Origin of the sequence: Flammeovirga sp. MY04, from assembly GCF_001682195.2 — a bacterium.
Taxonomy (GTDB): Bacteria; Bacteroidota; Bacteroidia; order Cytophagales; family Flammeovirgaceae; genus Flammeovirga; species Flammeovirga yaeyamensis.
In genome coordinates, this window is record NZ_CP003561.2 from 2,010,486 (window position 1) to 2,029,564 (window position 19,079).

General features: G+C 34.5%; 13 protein-coding genes. 5 read left to right on the forward strand and 8 right to left on the reverse strand.

Annotated elements, in window-relative coordinates:
- Positions 1–3 precede the first annotated feature (3 nt).
- The 4 genes from MY04_RS27145 (at position 4) to MY04_RS27160 (ending at position 6,860) form a co-directional block, all read left to right on the forward strand.
- Positions 4–1,626 carry a RagB/SusD family nutrient uptake outer membrane protein gene (locus tag MY04_RS27145; protein ID WP_084006176.1) on the forward strand — a complete coding sequence of 541 codons (1,623 nt, stop codon included), beginning with the start codon at positions 4–6 and terminating at the stop codon, positions 1,624–1,626.
- 25 nt (positions 1,627–1,651) lie between these two features.
- On the forward strand, positions 1,652–3,376 hold the full coding sequence (locus tag MY04_RS27150; protein WP_066216327.1) for a hypothetical protein: 1,725 nt from the start codon (positions 1,652–1,654) through the stop codon (positions 3,374–3,376).
- A gap of 262 nt (positions 3,377–3,638) precedes the next feature.
- The gene (locus MY04_RS27155) at positions 3,639–5,150 is read left to right on the forward strand and encodes a T9SS type A sorting domain-containing protein (RefSeq protein ID WP_066216330.1); all 1,512 of its coding nucleotides are present in this window, start codon (positions 3,639–3,641) and stop codon (positions 5,148–5,150) included.
- A gap of 183 nt (positions 5,151–5,333) precedes the next feature.
- Positions 5,334–6,860 (forward strand): CotH kinase family protein, encoded by a 1,527-nt coding sequence (locus MY04_RS27160; protein ID WP_066216333.1) that lies wholly within the window; start codon positions 5,334–5,336, stop codon positions 6,858–6,860.
- Positions 6,861–6,912: 52 nt separating this feature from the next.
- Here the strand turns inward: MY04_RS27160 and MY04_RS27165 are convergent, their stop codons facing one another.
- The 4 genes from MY04_RS27165 to MY04_RS27180 form a co-directional block, all read right to left on the reverse strand.
- Positions 6,913–8,487, reverse strand: a complete 1,575-nt coding sequence (locus MY04_RS27165; protein ID WP_066216335.1) for a sensor histidine kinase — start codon at positions 8,485–8,487, stop codon at positions 6,913–6,915.
- Positions 8,488–8,808: 321 nt separating this feature from the next.
- Positions 8,809–9,375, reverse strand: coding sequence for a DinB family protein (locus tag MY04_RS27170; protein ID WP_066216338.1), 567 nt, complete (start codon positions 9,373–9,375; stop codon positions 8,809–8,811).
- A 568-nt stretch (positions 9,376–9,943) separates the two neighbouring features.
- The gene (locus MY04_RS27175) at positions 9,944–10,552 is read right to left on the reverse strand and encodes a hypothetical protein (RefSeq protein ID WP_066216341.1); all 609 of its coding nucleotides are present in this window, start codon (positions 10,550–10,552) and stop codon (positions 9,944–9,946) included.
- Positions 10,553–10,628: 76 nt separating this feature from the next.
- On the reverse strand, positions 10,629–11,450 hold the full coding sequence (locus MY04_RS27180; protein ID WP_066216343.1) for a DUF695 domain-containing protein: 822 nt from the start codon (positions 11,448–11,450) through the stop codon (positions 10,629–10,631).
- A 462-nt stretch (positions 11,451–11,912) separates the two neighbouring features.
- On the opposite strand from MY04_RS27180, the gene MY04_RS27185 reads away from it, so the two are divergent.
- Positions 11,913–13,322, forward strand: coding sequence for a PP2C family protein-serine/threonine phosphatase (locus MY04_RS27185; protein ID WP_066216346.1), 1,410 nt, complete (start codon positions 11,913–11,915; stop codon positions 13,320–13,322).
- 373 nt (positions 13,323–13,695) lie between these two features.
- Here MY04_RS27185 and MY04_RS27190 read toward each other — a convergent pair whose 3' ends face one another.
- From MY04_RS27190 to MY04_RS27205, 4 genes are all read right to left on the reverse strand, one after another.
- Positions 13,696–14,064 carry a zinc ribbon domain-containing protein gene (locus MY04_RS27190; RefSeq protein WP_066216349.1) on the reverse strand — a complete coding sequence of 123 codons (369 nt, stop codon included), beginning with the start codon at positions 14,062–14,064 and terminating at the stop codon, positions 13,696–13,698.
- A gap of 17 nt (positions 14,065–14,081) precedes the next feature.
- On the reverse strand, positions 14,082–14,867 hold the full coding sequence (locus MY04_RS27195; protein WP_066216351.1) for an RDD family protein: 786 nt from the start codon (positions 14,865–14,867) through the stop codon (positions 14,082–14,084).
- Positions 14,868–14,966: 99 nt separating this feature from the next.
- Positions 14,967–17,450, reverse strand: a complete 2,484-nt coding sequence (locus tag MY04_RS27200) for an FAD-binding oxidoreductase (RefSeq protein ID WP_205960541.1) — start codon at positions 17,448–17,450, stop codon at positions 14,967–14,969.
- Positions 17,447–18,397, reverse strand: coding sequence for a hypothetical protein (locus tag MY04_RS27205; protein WP_084006177.1), 951 nt, complete (start codon positions 18,395–18,397; stop codon positions 17,447–17,449). The genes MY04_RS27200 and MY04_RS27205 overlap by 4 nt, the downstream gene beginning before the upstream one ends.
- Between the last annotated feature and the right edge of the window lie 682 nt (positions 18,398–19,079).

Consider the following 19,079-nt stretch of genomic DNA (forward strand, 5'->3'; position numbering starts at 1 on the left):
GAAATGAAACTAAGAAATATATTAATTAAAGTATTGGCATGTTCTAGTATGCTAATCGCAACATCAAGTTGTTCAAGTTTTCTAGATCGTGAACCACAAGGTCAGGCAGTAGATACACCCGTGTATTATGACGATGTGGAAAATGCTCAAATGGCGGTAAATGCTTGTTATCAAGCCATCGCTCAAGATCAAGGAGTTGTGGCACATATGCAGGAATGGATGTTCGGCGAAGTAATGTCGGATAACTCTTGGAAAGGTGGTTCTGACTTTGGTGATATGCAGGATGTTCAAATGTTGAAAGAGTGGACGGCAGTGAATGTAAATGCTACTTCTCACTCGGCATGGAAAACATATTATCAAGCAATCCACAGAGCAAATACAGCGATTAAAGGTATTTCTCCTGCCACAAGTTTTGATGCTGAAATTCGAGATCAATTAGTGGGTGAAGCTCTTTTCATTAGAGCATACAGCTACTTCTACTTGGTGCGTTTATTTGGTGATGTGCCTTTATTTACCGAACCTGTTTCTCCAGATCAAATTGGTGCTGCGGGTAGAACTCCTGTGAAAGAAGTGCTTACTCAAATTGAAGCTGATTTTGCTGAAGCGGCTGAGAAATTAGGAACGAAATCTGAAATGGAAGTAGGTCGTGCTACTTCTGGTGCTGCAAAAGCATATCAAGCAAGAGTGGTGATGTACGATATCGGTATTTGGAATGCTAACGGTCACACTTGGCAAGAAGTATTTGATTTAACCAATGAGGTGATTACTTCGAATCAATATTCTTTGGCTTTCAACTTGGCCACAGTGTTTGAAAAAGATGGTGAGAACGGTACAGGATCAATTTTCGAGGTGCAACATGAGACTTCAAATACGGGTTGGGCGAACCAAAACACAGGTTCTACTTCTCCAATTCTAACGGCTCCTAGAGGTACAGCCGATATCAAAGGATGGGGATGGGGATTCTTAAACCCAACTCAAGATTTAGTGGATGAATTCGAAGCCAACGATCCTCGTTTAGATTGGACAGCAGGTCAAGATGGTCAATTTGCGCATGGTGTTGCTCAAGGTGTTGCTGAATCACAATTCTTATCGGGTTACTTCCCAAGAAAAGTATTGATGGATCAGGCTTTACGTCCGAACGAACAATCTGACAACCCTCAGAACCAACGTAAGTTTAGATATGCAGATATCTTGTTGATGAATGCTGAGGCTGCTTATCATATCGGCAACGAAGCAACGGCTCGTCAGAGAGTAAATGAGGTGCGTGATAGAGCGAGATCGATGACTTACCCTAAAGGTTGGAACGAAGCAGACAATACGTACGCTGAAAGAGATAACTCTGGTGCACTTCCAGAAGTAACAGCTACAGGAGAGCAATTATTGGAGGCTATCTACCACGAAAGAAGAGTGGAATTGGCTTTGGAAGGTCTTCGTTTATGGGACCTAATGAGAACAGGTAAGTTAGAAACTGCCTTAAAAAAGGACAATATCGGTTACAGAGAAGGTATTACTGGCGATATCGTTGTGGGTAATATGGACGGTAAGAAGTTAAACGGTATTCCAGTTCTTCCAATCCCTGCTGCTGAAGTAGCATCGTTCGGGTTAACACAAAACCCTGGTTACTAATTCCTCATTACAAAGAATAAAGATCATGAATATTGTAAGTAAAATACATAAGATATCATTGGGATTAGCATTCTTGGGAATGACTATCGGAATGGAATCTTGTACAACTCAGAAAGAGTATAGTCAGAGTAACGACATCGACTATCCTCAACCGAAAATAAACGATACCGACCTTCAAAATCCAACCGTAATTGGTGAACCTTTTGTGATTGTTGGTGAAAACTTCAAGAATGCAAAAGTATACCTTGGTGAGGTTCCTTGTGCGAACATCACTGTGAGTGCATCAGAAGATACGATTAGAGCAACCCTGCCAAGAATCTTTGATACCTCTCAATTGAGAGTCATCAACGCTTACAAACAAGAGGCGGCGTCTGAATCAGAATACGAACCTGTGTATCCTTTAACTGAAAATGTAGAATACCCTACTTTTATTACCAGAGGTCAGGTATTTGCGATCAAAGGAACGAATGTCGATTTGATCTATCAAGTAGTGATTGATGGACAAACCATTGAAGTGGATGGTTCAAAAGGGAATCCATCTCAGATTAATGTGTTGGCTCCATCCAACTTACCTGATGAAGTAACGATCAAGGTATTTACAATGAATGCTGATTCGAATGTTCCTGATTCAAATCCAATTTCTGTGGAAGATGCGGGTGAATTCTTCGATCCAGTAGAGCCAGTAGTACTATTTGATTTTGAAGATGGTGTGAACCCATACGAACCGGGTGATGTGACTCCAGAAAACGGCTTAGATAGTGGCAATGGAATATCAAAAGGTAGAGGCGAGCATTACTTAACTGTAAGAAAAGCAGATGGTGATGGTTGGACCTCTTGGATGGGTCAGTTATACTATGGCGATCCAATCGACTTAGTCACTTTCACTGATCCTCACTTAACATTCCAAATCAACTCTGAGTCGTCTCAAGGTTACTTCCAATTGGAATTGGGTCAGAATGGCAATAGCAATGGTGCCGATTTTAAGGCAAGTAATACAGGTAACGATGGCGATAACTATGTGTTCAGAGCGACAAATAATGAATGGCAATGGGTGACTGTTAGTCTTAAAGAATTAGAGTTAGCCGATTGGGGTGGCGGATTAGCTGCTGTCGATATCAAAGGAACTTTAGATTTTGTAAAACTATCTTTCAAACAAGGTAACGGTGGCAACCCTTATATCTTGAACTTGGATAATGTAATGATCACTGATGGTCCTATCATCGTAGCAAAAGAACTAGAAGACTTCGAAACGGCTACTTACAAATGGGATGATGCTGGAGCTGGCGTGACACACAGTATTGACGGCGGAAGCATGAACGCTCATGTTGGCGATCATTACATCCACGCTCATTTAGATGGTGCTTCTTCTTGGACTTGGACAGGTGCTTTAGAAATGGATAACTCAAATAATATTGACTTATCTGCTGTAACAGATCCTCACCTTTCGTTCTGGGTAAATACAGGCTCAGCAAAAGGTAACTTACAGTTCGAGATCTTCCAAAACGAAACTAAATTTGGTGGTAATATCGATACCGAAAATTACTCAGTACAAACCAATGGAGAGTGGCAGTTATATACTTTCCGTCTAAGTACAATGGCTTGGAGTAACTGGGGTGGTGATGCAGAAAAGCCAGACTTCGGTGGTTCTCTAGACTATATCAAATTCGGTTTCTCTACGGGTAACATCGATGGAGAACGTTACGAAACTAACGTAGATGGTATCCTGATATCGGATGGACCGATGTTCTAAAGAAATTTCATTTCTGTTAAATAGAGACTCCTGCTCGACCTTGGTTGGGCAGGAGTTTTTTGTATTCAAGAAAAAAATTTTCTCCCCCCTACCCACCGCGTACCACTAAAATAAAACCAAAAAATTCAGTTTTTGTCTAGTCTAAAACCTTTGGAAATGAGTACTATTCAAAGTAATTGGTGAATGAAATGAAGATGCTATTTCTAAATATCTAAACTTAAATCGAGCCTAATACGACAAGGCTTTACTTAACTTTTTTGAAATGAAAAACATTTATTTAATCTTATTACTCTCATTTAATTTGGGACATTTGGTAAACGCCCAAGAATGGAGTAACATTCCAGTGCCTGCTTATGCTGGACCGGGTAATACTTGGGAACTTCAGAGCAATCTTTCTGATGATTTCAACTACAATTTCAATGCTGTAAACTACAAATCGAACTTTGGTAATGGAAAGTGGTATAACTTCTACCATAATGGTTGGGACGGACCGGGAACTACTTACTGGACCTACAACAAGGTGAAAGTGGATGGCGATAATTTGGTCATCACCGTAGCTAAAAGCAACAACACTTCTAAAATGGGCATTCCTGGAGTATTTTCTGGTTGTGTGACATCAAATAATCGGGTGGTTTATCCTGTTTATGTGGAATCGGCTATTAGTGTCGCCAACATTTCTTTAGCTTCATGTTTTTGGCTGTTGAGCCCAGACGATACTCAAGAAATTGATATCATCGAGAACTATGGTAATGTGCCTTGGTTCAAACAATTTACCCACATCAGTCACCACTCTTTTATTCGTACTCCATTTACTGATTATCAACCCAAAGATTGGAACAGTTGGTACAACGATAATCGAGTAACAGCCAATTATGGCTGGGGTGATTGGTGCTGGAATAATGGCAATAGAAGATACATGAGAATGGGTGTTTATTGGGTTGGTCCAAAACACTTTGAATATTATATCGATGGTCAGCTTGTTCGAGTGATGTATCATAATGCTACTGCGACAAAAGTAAATGGAACATGGGAATATCAGTATTTCAATTCCATGAATGGACAGTTCCCTGCCAACAACGCGAGTGGATATACAGCTGTTACGACTTATGCAACAAGTACAAACTATAATTTCTCGACCATACAAGCGGCAAGCAATAATTCGAACGGTATTAGTGTCATTGATCCTGGGAATTTCCAAGGTGGAGCAGGCTTTACTAAAGCGATGGATATTATTATAAATGTGGAATCTCAACAATGGTTAGCGTTAAATCACACCCCTTCTGATGCTGATTTGGCTAGTTCAGCAAGAAACCAAATGAAGGTAGATTGGGTGAGGGTTTACAAACCTAAGAGTTCTTCGGGTGGTGGATCAAATGGTACTACATGTGCTGATGCTCCTGATTATAATGGGAACTCAAATAGTTACACTGCTGGTCAATATGTAATTAACGGTGGAATTTTATATAGAAAACGAAGCGATGGGCAATGGGATTGGATTGCCAACTGTAACAGCTCATCAAGAGTATCAGAATTAGTCATTGAGGACATTCCTGAAGCTCAAATCGCCTTATCTCCGAATCCTGCAAAAGGTTTTGTAAAGATCAGCGGTCTTGGGGAAGGTTCGTACCAAGCAGAGATTGTGACTATGCAAGGTCAGATTCTTTCTACTCAAACGGTTAGTCGAGCAACCAATACACTATCAACTGCCGACCTTTCTCCGGGAGTTTATATAATTAAAGTAGCCGGTGAAGCTCAAAAGCTAATCGTCCATTAAATAATTTTCTCATCTTCATTTTTAGGAGGAGCTTCAATGATTTGGAGCTCCTTTTAAATTTAATGTGTTTTTTTTATTTCTCCATTTCAACTAAATTGCGCAACAAGTTGATAACTACTTCAATATCTGTTCTATCAACTACTGTAATATGAAAATGTAAATCGACAAACTTATTATTAACTAATGAAAAACATTCTACTAACACTCACTTTCTGTGTGCATTTTTTTGTGGCTTTTGGTCAAAATGTAAACCCAGAAAATGGTCCTCTATTCCCGGAAAATGAAGTCAACCGTGTAGACATTACCATGGACCCTGCCGACTTAGCGTTTTTATTGGCTCCCGGAAATGAAGAAAATAGGGAATACAAATACTGTATCTTCGAATTTTCGAACTCTCAACTTACGGATTCACTTCATAATGTAGGCATTCGTTTAAGAGGAAATACTTCTCGTTATGCTCCTAAAAAATCGTTTAAAATCTCCTTCAACAAATTTATTAAAGGACGTCAGTTTCATGGCGAAAAGAAATTTAATCTGAGGGCTGAACATAACGATCCAACACATTCTCGAGAAAAATCACTGTTAAAGTTTTTTATTGAAGAGGATATTCCATCCGCAAGAAGTAGTCATGTTGCTTTATATATCAACGGCAATTACCACGGTGTATATCTCAACACAGAACAAATCGACGATCTCTTTTTAATTTCTCGCTTTGGCGATGATGATGGAAAATTATACAAAGGGAACTACGGTGCCGACCTCACTAACGATCCTAACCTTTATTTGAATGATGATATTTATGAAATTGAAGACGGTGATGAAGCAGATAGAAATGAGTTAGCCGCTTTTCTGGACAGTATCAATATTCTAAATGGAGAGGCTTTTAGTGCATACATAGAAAGAAACTTTGATGTAGAAACGTACATCAAAACGTTGGCCATAGAACACCTCTCCGGACACTGGGACAATTATTCATACAACAAAAATAACTTCTTGATCTATTGGGATGAAAGTAAAGATCTTTGGACTTACCTTCCTTACGATTTGGATAACACCTATGGCATCGATTGGGTGGGGGAAGATTGGGGGATCAGAGATCTTAATGATTGGATTCACCCCGACCAAGCTCGACCTCTAGCACAAAAGATATTAGACCATCCAGCGTATAGAAACGAATACAATGAATATCTATTATCATTTATCGACAAGACCTTTAACAATACACATCTCGACCCTTACTTCAATGCACAAAAAGCACTTTTAAGAGATTATATTGATAGAGATACCTATTACACGACCAACTACGGTTGGACAGTAACGGATTATGACAAAGCCTTCTCTGCTCCTCTTGGTGGACATGTGGATTATGGTATTTCTGATTTTATAGAAACAAGAGTACGCTATGCTCGTCAACAGATTATCATCACAAGTATTGAAGATGATTTATTAAACGCTCATGTAACCGTTTATCCTAATCCAACAAGCGATTATTTGATGGTAGATATGGGAGAAATCAGTTATAACAGAAGCATTATCACTTTGTATAATATGAATGGACAGATTGTGGGAAAATGGGGTAAAAAGCCAATGCAAGACACAAGAATTCCATTAGATAGGATCAAAAATGGAAACTATATTTTAGGAATAGAATATGAAACCATTCAAGGAAGCTGGAAAAGTTTGATGGGAAAGAAAGTGATCATCAACTAAGAATATGACAAGAGTGAGGCAGTGTAAAAAACGCTGTCTCCTATTTTAAGCTTTACTTGGCTATCGTAAAATACACGGTCGTCCCCTCACCAATTTTTGATTCCATCCAAATTTTCCCCTTATGCATATCAATTACTTTTTGACAATAAGCAAGTCCTATTCCGGTACCTGAGTATTCATCATGTCTATGTAATTTCTGAAAAATCATAAATATTTTATCAAAGTATTTTTCTTCAATACCAATTCCGTTATCAGAAATCCAGAATTTGTATTTGTTCGTTTGTTCTTCGGCATTGATTGTAATAATTGGGGGAGTCTTTTCTTTAGAAAATTTCAGGCTGTTCACGATTAAATTTTGAAATAAATTTATCAAATCAAGCTTATACCCATTTACCTTTAACGGTTTTCCCTTATAAGTGATACACGCCTGTTTTTCTTGAATTAAGCTATGTAGATCTGTTTTTAAATCCACAATAATTTTCTCGACATCAATCTCTTTTTGATAAGATTTTTTCCCAATCTTAGTGTATTCTAAAAGCTCTTTAATAAGTGCTCTCATTCTAAAAGAGCTTTCCGTAATTACCTCAATACTCTTTTGCCCTATCTCAGTCATTTTATCTTTTTCTTTGATCAAAAAATTAGAGAAGGAGATGATAGAGTTTAAAGGTTCCTGCAAATCGTGTGAGGTGATATAGGTAAACTGTTCAAGTTCTTTATTCCTGTTTTCAAGATTATTTTTGATGTTGGTAAGATCATTTTCTACTTCTTTCCTAATAATGATCTCAGTCTCTAGTTCTTCTTTTGATACAATTGTTGTTTTCAGTTCCAGTAATACTGATTCTATAAACCGAGCCAAGTTACCAAACTCGTTTGCTTTTTGAATATCGAATGTATAATCTAAGTTCCCTTTACCAATGTGTTCAAGACCCAATTGTAATTTCTGTATTGGAATACGGATAGAACGGTAGATATAAATAAAAACAATACTGATAATGATCAATGTAAAACCAAAAAGTCCAATGAGTAAATAAAATGTCCTTTCTTTAATAAGCTCTGGTTCTGGACTTCTAATTTTAAGTAACCTTAATTCTTCTGTTTCAATTCTAGCAATCAGAATTCGAATTTCATCCATAAATAACTTTCCCGAATCGTTATTGACAATTTCTTTTGCTGCTTCAAAACCTTTGTTTTTTCTTAGATAGATTGTAAGATCTAATTCTTCGATTTTCTTATCCACCACCAATTTAAGAGAGTCAATTCTTGGGGTTTGATTTATGTTGTCGGAAGTAAGCTTTCTTATAGAGCTAATTTCTTGATAAATCCTTTTTTTTCCTTCAATAAACGGTTCTAAATATTCGATTTTACCAGTAATAAGAAATCCTCTTTGTCCCGTTTCTAAATCGACCAATAAAGTTTCAATATTTCCTAGTTGCGTAAGCACTTCCTGGGTATGCACCACCCAATCGGCACTTTTTATGATTCTATTCGAGTTATAGTAAGAAATGAAAATGGAGAGTAATACGCATACGGTAACAATCACAAATCCAATAAAAACTTGTGTTGTGATACTTATATTTTTTAATGAGAATTTATTTATAACGGGATTATTAGGTTTTAAAAAATCCATTTAATTTTCTTTTCTTCATTATGCCCCTTTAATTTGAATCCTAATTAAAGGGTAGTAGTCAATATGGGTTATTACAGCAATGAGTTAATAATAAGGTCCTTTGAAAAAGGTGAAACTTTTACTTCGTCTTACCTTCTCCAAAACTCCTAATATAATTTATAAATCAATTTTGTCTTTATCCTCTTTTTCCCCTTATGTTATAATTTTATCACCCAAAATTCCTCCCTACTTTTAAAATTTTATTCATTCTTAATAAACTCACCAACATTTAAGTAATAATAGAGTATCACATATCATCATTAAATCCTTACCATTCATACACTACTTCTTAGGTAGCCTATTTTTCACAAGAGCAATTTGACCCATATGATTTGCAGAGTGCTCCATCACATGAAACCATACCCAATGATTATTGATTCCTTCCTCTATATTTTCCGCAAACCAAGCGTCATCTTTTTTCTTTAGACCATCGAGTGTTTTTTGTCTGATTTTATCCCATAAATCAAGATAATATTTAATGGGTTTTCCTTTTAGATCATCTCGACTATGGTCTCCTAAGCTACTGGCAATTGACCAAAATTCTTCTTCTTGTTTATCCCATGCTCTACCTTCTAAAGTCTCTACTTGATAATAGGCTTCAGTCGCCACCAAATGCATAATTAAAGCACCAATTGAGTTAGCTTGATCGTCAAACATATAATCCGTTTCTTTTTGATCGAGGTCTTTGGTCATTTCGGTAATTCTACCTTTCAAGTCTTCCAACATATCGACCATTATTCCGATCTGAGGTGAATATCCTTTTGTTGGCTTTATTTCGTATTGTGCCTGTGCGAAAGAAAGCATAAAACATAATTGGAGTAGTAGAAAGTATTTTATTTTGAATTTCATGAGTTTAGTGTGTATTAATTAAAGATGTTCAGTTAGAGAGTGATTTATCAAGTAGCTGAACTTAACAATGAAATAAAATAGATGATTCTTATTTAATTCGTCCATCTATCTTAAATGTTGACACAATGAAAGTAGATAATGTACAAAATTACCTATTTCTTAAAAGGTGGTGCTGTAGAAATGATATTGTGATGTCTTTAATATAACTTGGATAAATGATTTTTAGCTTTGTCAATATATAATTAATCCAATCCTATGTCTTCAAATAGCACCTTTTCTATAAAAAATCTATTGAGATTTTAAATAAATAGCTTATCTCTATTTTTCTTATGTTTTAAGCTCTAGTCATTTAATGGATTTGATAATATCAAAAATCCAATCGACTTTCTGTGGTCTATTTAGTTTTAACCAATAATTTTGAAAATCATTGTTATTTTTAAATGTGCTAAGAGTATTGGAATTTTCATCTATATATTCAACTAAACGTGAATAGGGGTTATCTTCAAAATCATAGTTTACCCAATCAAAATCGTTTTCTAAAAAATGATTAGCTATTGATGTGGTAAATTTAATCTGTGATTGATGTTCTCCCTTTTTTAATCTCTAAATCAATTACCTTTAAACAAAACCATTCATAATCAGACAATTTCTCACATTTTAATATCATCTCAACTACTTGTTCATTTTTAGTAAGTTCCTCATATTCATAACCGGATACTTTTATAAAATCATCACTATTCATATAAATTACATTACCCTTACTGCTTCTATCCCTAATATCTGTTTCAACATTGATATAATCGTACATTATTGAAATTGAATCTCTACGGTTTGATGATTCAGAAAGCTTAGCAAAATTTATTTTCCCTTTATAACTTCTAAACATCAGCCTACCAGTTAAAGTATAATTTTGTCCAACCTTCACTAATTCTTCAGGTGATTTTGAATATTCATATAATTGCTTTAATCGCTTTTCAGATGAAAGTTCATTAATTGAATCATTTATAGAACTGATCAGAAATCCTAAGTAAATACTAATTGATACAAATATTACTAAGGGTATAAATACTAGCTTACTCTTATTTCTCAAAACAATAGCTAAAACAAAAGACATTACAAGTCCAAGAATTATAACTAGAATAATTTGAGATAATCCACTAAATGATACTACTGACATTTTTTATCTTATTTTTGACAACAGCCACTTGTATGATATCTTTAGAAAGCATCCAAGTTGTAGAAGTCTTGAACAACTATAAATCACCCTCTGGTTTTAACACAAAAGTTTCCCATCCATCATATTCTCCATTGAACTCTTTAGCTTGTTTTCTAAGTTTTAGAGTGAGGGTATTTATCTCATTTGGTGACACATAATCTGTTCTAGAAATTCGTAGTTGATAAGGTAATCTTAAATCAATTCGCTTTTCCTGACTTTCGATTTTAAAGCCTTCTTTTATGATTGCATCCGTAAATAATTTTCTACTTTTCTTATCCTTAAAATAGAGCCAATGATCCACTTGTCTTGCTTTTTCTAAATTGTCACCAGATTCTGCGAGTTTGGCTACTACCTTAATATTTGACATATGTTCTTGAGTTTCTTCATTTGGATAAAGAAATTTCAGGTACGCCTCCCAATCCTCATCAATTTTTATATTAATGTAATATTCGTACTCAGGAAAGTTAGAATTATACATTTCGGTAAGTTTCTGACGAATCTTAGTTGTGTCGCTTACATAAACATAATCTAAACGTTCACACTGATAAGTAAATGTTCCAACTATTTCGAATGTAGTTACCTCTTGAATTTTGTATTCGACAGCATCCGATACATCATGTAGTTTCTCAAATTCATCATTTTGAGGAAAGCCATCTTCTCTACAATTTTCTGTAGTCACACCTGTTACCACTAAATATGGAAGAGATTTTTTTGGAGCTGAATTTATTAAATCCATATTAAGAATGGTAGAACCAGGTCCGTTTTCATATTGAGCCATATACACATCCCATCTCCCATTTTGAGACCATGATGTATTGAATATAAAAAAGAGAGAAATTGTAATTAATAAGGTTTTCATTTGAAGTCTGTGCTTTAAAGTATTTGAATATCTGATTAAAGTTACAAAGAAGTGGGAATAAAAAAATTATAGTGCTACACTTAACAAATCACACTCTAAGCCTTAATCGGTTTAATTTTATTTTTATTATTATTTGAAATACAATTTTTAAAGAATAGATAATCAGCTACTTCTAAAAATTACGATGTATTTTAAGACTTAAATGTGTACAATATTAACTTAGTATTATTACATTTACAACCAAGATATGATAAACTATAACTGTAACTTAATTATTAGATATAAGTGTAAAAACTTGAATTATTAAATAGTACGACAAATTTTTATTTGATAAATCAAATCGTCATCTCACCTATTTACAGATAAACGAAATTACTCTAATCTATAAGTATAGATTTAGAGGTTGATTTTTGTTTTCTAAATTTAAGTTACATCAGCTTTCACTTAATAAATAACTTTAATATGAAATTTGATGTTTATAATTTCTTTAAGATTAAAAGTAGAGTATTTTTAGTCTTAATGATCATTTTCATCGCAGTGCATGTATTTTTTGATTTTGTCCCAGAGGCAATTGTCTTAGCTTCCTTAGGATTAATTCAGCTTGGTTTGGTTTTATTTCCTTCCAAGAAACGAACATGGATGCTCCATCTTCAAGTCATTTTATTATCAGTTATTGTGACTATTCTCTGTTATTTGAAAGGAGGAATAGTATCACCCGTAGTTTTCTTTTTTATTCCACCTCTGAGTATGGGTTTTCTCTTTTTTAATATTAAAACAGGAGCCCTTTATTCTTTCATGATTTTCATTTTTGCTATTGGTTTAACTTGTACTTCAATTTATGGTTGGTCACCATATGAACCATTAGATATCATGTCAAATCAAGGTTTTCTATTCTTCTCAATGGTGTATATTGGTGTAAGTGCAGATGTGGCTTGGACATTATTAGAATATGAAAAAGGACGAAACAAGGCAGAACAAGAGATTCAAGCTTACAATGATGAAATCATCCAGCAAGAAGAAGAATTACGTCAGCAACAAGAAGAGTTAATTTCGACTCGTGAGCATGAATTGGTCGCTGAGCGTACGAAGACTTCTGCTCTAGAAGAAGAACAAAGAAGAATAAAAGCAGAGAAGGATCTTTTTGTTATACAGGAAGCTTTGAAGTATACGGCAGAAATTCAAAAAATCACATTACCTGGAAAGGAAGTTCTTAAAGATTTCTTTACTGAACATACCATTCTTTACAAACCTAAAGAGAATATCAGCGGTGATTTTTATTATGTGAATAATTACAATAAAACAACAATGGTCGTTGTTGGAGATTGTAAAGGACATGCTATAAGTGCAACTTTATTGACTATGGTGATTTCAGGATATTTTGATTCACTTCAAGAGTTACCTTACTACCCTAGTCTATTGTTACATAACCTTCATGATTATTTGATCAATGAATTAAATCAAAAAATGGAGGAGAAAGATCAATTAAGACACGAAGTCAACTTATCTATAGCTTATATAGAGGGTAATAATCTAATATATACATCTGCAAACGGAAGAGGTATTATTATTCAGGACCGATCAGTGAATGAGTTATCATTCACAGAATATCCAATAGGTAACAAATTTAATTCGCTTAGACATTATAAAGATATCGAATACACAATATCTCCAGACGATGTTATTGTAATGTATACAGACGGTTTAACGAACGTTGGTGAAATGGAAGAATCGAAAGACTTTTTTGATATCTGCAAAGAATTTTATGGTAAATATGAAAGCGATTGGAATGATAGCATACAGAAATATATCAAAGAAAAATTCTCTCAAGAGCAATTTGATGATATAACTGTATTGGCATTCAATCCGAATTAATTCTATTGATATCGTTCATAAAAAATATTCCATTACTAATTGGGAACTCCTTAAAATAATGTGTGCTCTCAATAAGCGATGGAATATTTTTTGATTTATAACGAGTTGAATTAGAGATTCTAAGAGTTTCTAAAAATAGAAGAACCTCCTCTATCTCTTATCCACAATACATACCGATTGGTTGTTAGCCTTTTTTACAGTATTGCATATATTATCAAAGATCTAGTCAACAACATCCTGGCACACTAATGATAAATTGTATGAGTAGTGGCAGAGTATGTGGCACTTTCCTATCAAACCTCTAAGTAGTTTGAACAGAATACAAGCCCTGATATTTAGCACTTTACCTGCCAGAACGTTGGGATTTTAATTCTTACCCAATTAAGAATATAACATTAGTGTAGAGCCAGTAACTTATTAATAAAACTGTTATAATGATTGCTGTAATTTTAAGTGGCTTATTCTTAATGGCAATTGCAATTAGTAAAAAACTGAAATTTTGCAAAATCCAAAAACCACCTTGTATATATTTGGTTGCTCCTTCATACCAATTAGTATCTAGTTTTTGTATTGTAAATTGAGCAATAGCTGATATAAATGCAATTATTATGAAAATAAAAAGCAAAGTATCTGTTATCCCATTATCAGATTTTGACTCCGATAATATATTCAAGTTTGTGCCACAATTTCTACAGAATTGAGCACTCTCTTCATTTTGTGTTTGACATTTTTGACAATACATAATTTAATTTTATTTAGTTATAATATTTTTAATTCGATAACCTGTGTATTTGCAACTTTATCTCCTAATCTTCTGCCATTTTCAGATGCTAGAACAATAATTGGTTCAATTAACCATCCAATAAAAGGTATTAAACCTAATAACACCATTATCAAATTTCTTAAAAATGATTGTCCTAACGAACAAGGTGCATTTTGGGGAAGATAGACTACCATTAGTCCAACAGCTTTTTTGCCCCAACTCTGTCCCTTACCGATGCCATCTTTGATAAAGCTATATGTCAAAGGAATTAAGTATAGAAATCCTGCCAAGATAAATAAAGGAATGGCTTCATCACTATTATAATAGTCTTGAAGTTTTACCATACCAATCATATAGAATATTAAAGATGGTATAGCAAATCCAGTGGTAATTAGACCATCTAATAAAGAAGCTAAAAAACGATTCCCTAAAGAAGCTTTTGAATATGTGCCATTAAAATTGAATTGTTTTGAAATGTTTTGTTCATTAATGTCAAACCTAAGTGCTTCTGGTATTACTGCTCCACCATCTTTAGGGCAAAATTTTGTTTCGATTGAATATTCTGTTCCACACTTTACACATTTTGGTATTAACTTATCAGGTGAAGTCAATTTAGAACCGTCAATATCACAAAATTTAGAACCTTCAGGAAATGTCTTGTGGCATTTAGGACACATTGGGTTTTCAATAATTTCAAGTTCTAAATTACGGCCACAATGTTGACAAAATTTTGATCCAATTGCAAATTCTTTACTGCAACTAGGACAATTGTATTTCTTCATATGTTTATCTGTTAGTTTCTCTGTTTCTTATTTTTACCGCTAACATACTGGCTAAACTACAACCAGCATATCCGTCATCTGGTGGATGGTTATTAGTTATTAATAATCAAAAATATGTTCTATTTCAATTCCTTTTGTTTTCATTCTTTTTATAAAAGGAATTAATTCAGAGACATGCATAAAGTACACGAATCTTTTAGAGTTATTATCTGTAACAATATTGGATTTGTAGAGTACCTGTATTTTATCTTCATGTAGTGAGATATCTTTTGGTGCAATAATACTCACAAGAATTTCGTCATTCCCACCAATGTTATGAATCTGAATATCTTCATCTACTAGTCGAATTAAATTGGTTGTGAAGGCTCCCCAACGCTCAATAGCAAGAAGATACATATTGTCCTTTTTAGTATAGACTTTGACTTCATCGTTGGTAGATATTTCACCTGAGGAAGTTGCTAGCACATAGATGTCAGTCACAGGCTCTTCATAGGTTGAAGTGGCTGCCCATTCTATGAGTTTTCCATAACCTGCCTTAAGCAAGAATTCGAAAGTAAAGAGGGTCTTGCGTTCAAACTTTCTCAACCAGTTGCTGTCTTTGGTATTTGAAACACTCCATACTTTACCTATCCACGGAAGAAAATCAAATTCGTACCATGCCGTTTGATAGATAAAGTCGCTATAAGCACGATGAGCTTGGTTGATCATTTCTTCTTCATCCGAATTGATACCGTTATGAAGGTAACTAAAGACTTTGCCGATTGTATTCTCATAAATGATTTTAATGGTGTACTCTAGCGTTATAGATACACCAATAACTTGCAGCATAGTGATGTACTCTTCGTTTGTGGGATATGCCTCTGAAACCAGCTTTAAGGAACGATCATAAAGTGACCAATATTCATCAATAGATGCATAGAAAGGGAAGTCAGAAGGATTAGCCCCTGATTCTAGATAGTCAGCATATTCTTTAGGGTTAAAAACTAAATACCACTCTGGAACTGTTAAAATAGTTTGTTCTTCGTTGCGATAGTAGCCCTTAATATTATTGCCTTCTTTTTCGATTCTATTAGCAATGTAGGGATTGTATTTATCAAGTAACTTATTATTAAACCGGTGTTGAGGATCAATACTATCTTTTAAAGAAAAATATGTACCAGCATTTGGGTAACCTTTGTTGAATTGGTCAACTGTTGCATGTGGTTGATAAGGAAGATACCAAGTGCCTCCTTCGCTAAGGATAGCATCCGTCATAGCCTGTGTCCATTGTTTCACATTTTCTTTTGCTTCATCGCTAGTTCCTTGCTTGTAGTAGATAACTAAAGCGATAACTTCTTCAGGAGCCCAAGAAAGTAGTGATTCTTTATCGGGGTAGGCATGACGTAAGGAAACATTAATGACATTTACATCAAACTGATCGTAAACGGCTTTCATTTTTGGAATGAAGGACTCGATGTTATTTATTGGAATAAAGTATTCTTGTAATACATAAGTCGATTCTTTCCTTGATTTAGGTTCAAGTTCATTGACATCATAACTAGCCTCTTTGTTTCTCCATGTTACAACTTCATTGCTATAAAGATATGGGTCAATGATTTTTCGTCTTATCCATTTACCAAAATCCCCCCACGAAACAACTTTTAATAATCGGTGTTCCAGGCTGTAATCAAGCCCTGTTGGTGTTACTCTTATGGTATCGGTTAACTCTTTATCCGTTTCGACCCAAGCTACGTTATTCACTTCATTAAAATGAGGAGGATATAAGTCTCCGTTTTGGAAAATTACTTTTTTATTATTTCTAATGTTCTCGTTGAAAAAGGAGAGGTAGTCTTTGACTTCAACCAAATTGGTTTGTCTTTCGACTTTAACGTTTTTCTCCAGCTGTAAGGTAGTTTCTACAATGGTTCCAATACCTCCGTAACCACCTATAGCAGCATTAAAAATGTCTGAATTTTCGGTTCTATTTGCAGTAATTAGTTTTCCTTCGGAAGTGACTAGTTTAATATTTAGAACAGATGAAATGATTGGTCCATGCCCAATATAACGTCCATGACAGTTGACCGATATAGAACCACCAACAGTAAAGTTGGCGTAAGTCTGCATAATTTTTACAGAGAGATCATATGGATCGATGTAGTTTTGAAGATCTCTCCATGTGATACCAGGCTGCACTGTGATTTGTTTCTTTTCCGTATCAAGGTTAAGTACTTGGTTGAATTGACGCATGTCAATATGGAGACTGTTGTCAAAAGCCACTTGCCCTCCCATACTATAGCGACCACCGCCAACAGAGATAGGGCCAGTAGTTGATTGAATAGCATTGATAATATCGTCTACATTAGATGGTTGAACAACAGTGCTTACTTGTATCGGATTAAGTTGAGTAATATCATTTACCAATTTATTTTCCAAGATCTTGTCAAAAGTTGGGTCACCAGCAGTTTTAATAATGATTATGACAGAGATGATATAGACCACAAAAGCATAAAAAGGAATAGTATATCTTTTCTTTCGGTGGATGAATTTAAAAAACTTACCAGGAAGTCTGAATAAAAATTGGATTAGCTTTACGGTTAGTTTCATGAAGTTTGAGTTTTTGTAAATAACATTAATGCATTTTTAGTAGGATCACCATCTTGAAAAAGTGTTTGTTTTTCAAATTGAAAACCGATTTTCTCAATGAACTGAATGATAAAGTCTAAAGAATAGAAATTTCTGGTTTCATTCTCATTGTATTCCCACGTTTCTCGGGTGCCCATATTAAAAACATCATGTGCAAGAGCTACAATAGTTTCTTGGTCTTTATCATGGCAGTCATGGTCTCTTAAGATGAGTTTTCCACCCATTCTCATGGTATCACGAATAGAGGAAATAAATGTTTCCCTTAGGTCAACAGGACAATGGTGAAAGCCAATGTAAACTGTTACTAAATCTAGACTTTCATTCTCTATAATTTCCGAGTATTTGGTGTTGTAATCAGCTAGCGGTATATACTCTGCTCCAATAAATATTTGGCCTCTGTCAACCATTTCGGTCAGCGAATAGCCTGGTTTTTTACCATCTGCGTAATACCTATTACCTTCAATGTTGACTTTCTCTTCTAAGTAATCAAGGTAGCGACCAGAGGAACCGATTTCTAAATAGCCATTATAAGTGGCACCTGATTCTAATAGCATTAAACTTTGTTTTGCCATTTCTTCCTTTTGTTTAAGCAGGGAAGGTAATTCATATTCAAATACAGAGAAGAAAGAGCTTATGTCACCTAGTTTAGATTGAGTATCTAAGTAGATTTCTTTGTCACTGGAGTTATTGTTAGTCGATTCTGAAATAAGTTTATGCAACTCGTCTTCAGGAAATAAGTTAAAGACATTCTTTAAGAATTTAAAGAACTCCAATTTAAGCTTATTACTTGAATAGATATGCTTGAAGTTACTCCACTTGTCTGATATTGAACCAATAAGATTTGATGGAAAGAATATGGAGGAAGTACTTAGTAATCCAAATAACATTAAAAAATTTTTTCTATTCATAGTTTGTTATTAAGTCAACGTTAAATGCAAAAAGCGTTTTAATGCTTTTACATAGTGTTAAACAAAAGCTTCGCTAGCTAAAGCCCACAATCTCTTACCTTTATACCTTAATTGATTTTGTGATTAATAGTTTACAAAACTACATCCGTACTATCGCTAGTATTTCGTTGTAGTTTAAAGGATCCATTTGAATTTTCCGACGAACAAATTAATAATTATCTGCTTCTTCTCAAAGAAAAACACAACACTTCTTACTCGTTTTTATGCTTATGAAAGTAAGCATAATCTTTACACCCTCTACTTGTTAAAATCAGATACTTTTAAGTGAAATTCTTTGTCTAAAAATACTCAGAAGAAGATGGTCTTAGAATGATTGAAAAATGAGTTACAAAAAAGACCTTTCAAATAAATGAAAAATCTACCCTAAGTTCCATACAGACATCGATGTGTAACCCACCGCCTTTGTTCAACTATGACTTAATCTCCTAACTCTGTCTATTTCTACGATAACTATATTATTAGATTAGTTAAGATAAATTTAGATGGTAAGGTCTGAGATACGTATACTATATATTGATTTTTCCTTTCTCAATAGAGTAGAGCCTGATAACTCTCTCAGTTTAAATAATTATAAATGTAATCATTTTGAGAAAACTATAAGCCCCCCTCCTTCATCAAACCG

What these genes read in the sequence shown, in the direction of transcription:
- MY04_RS27145 (WP_084006176.1), top strand. Translation starts at nt 4, where the DNA reads ATGAAACTAAGAAATATATTAATTAAAGTATTGGCATGTTCTAGTATG.
- MY04_RS27150 (WP_066216327.1), top strand. Translation starts at nt 1,652, where the DNA reads ATGAATATTGTAAGTAAAATACATAAGATATCATTGGGATTAGCATTC.
- MY04_RS27155 (WP_066216330.1), top strand. Translation starts at nt 3,639, where the DNA reads ATGAAAAACATTTATTTAATCTTATTACTCTCATTTAATTTGGGACAT.
- MY04_RS27160 (WP_066216333.1), top strand. Translation starts at nt 5,334, where the DNA reads ATGAAAAACATTCTACTAACACTCACTTTCTGTGTGCATTTTTTTGTG.
- MY04_RS27165 (WP_066216335.1), bottom strand. Translation starts at nt 8,487, where the DNA reads ATGGATTTTTTAAAACCTAATAATCCCGTTATAAATAAATTCTCATTA.
- MY04_RS27170 (WP_066216338.1), bottom strand. Translation starts at nt 9,375, where the DNA reads ATGAAATTCAAAATAAAATACTTTCTACTACTCCAATTATGTTTTATG.
- MY04_RS27175 (WP_066216341.1), bottom strand. Translation starts at nt 10,552, where the DNA reads ATGTCAGTAGTATCATTTAGTGGATTATCTCAAATTATTCTAGTTATA.
- MY04_RS27180 (WP_066216343.1), bottom strand. Translation starts at nt 11,450, where the DNA reads ATGAAAACCTTATTAATTACAATTTCTCTCTTTTTTATATTCAATACA.
- MY04_RS27185 (WP_066216346.1), top strand. Translation starts at nt 11,913, where the DNA reads ATGAAATTTGATGTTTATAATTTCTTTAAGATTAAAAGTAGAGTATTT.
- MY04_RS27190 (WP_066216349.1), bottom strand. Translation starts at nt 14,064, where the DNA reads ATGTATTGTCAAAAATGTCAAACACAAAATGAAGAGAGTGCTCAATTC.
- MY04_RS27195 (WP_066216351.1), bottom strand. Translation starts at nt 14,867, where the DNA reads ATGAAGAAATACAATTGTCCTAGTTGCAGTAAAGAATTTGCAATTGGA.
- MY04_RS27200 (WP_205960541.1), bottom strand. Translation starts at nt 17,450, where the DNA reads ATGAAACTAACCGTAAAGCTAATCCAATTTTTATTCAGACTTCCTGGT.
- MY04_RS27205 (WP_084006177.1), bottom strand. Translation starts at nt 18,397, where the DNA reads ATGAATAGAAAAAATTTTTTAATGTTATTTGGATTACTAAGTACTTCC.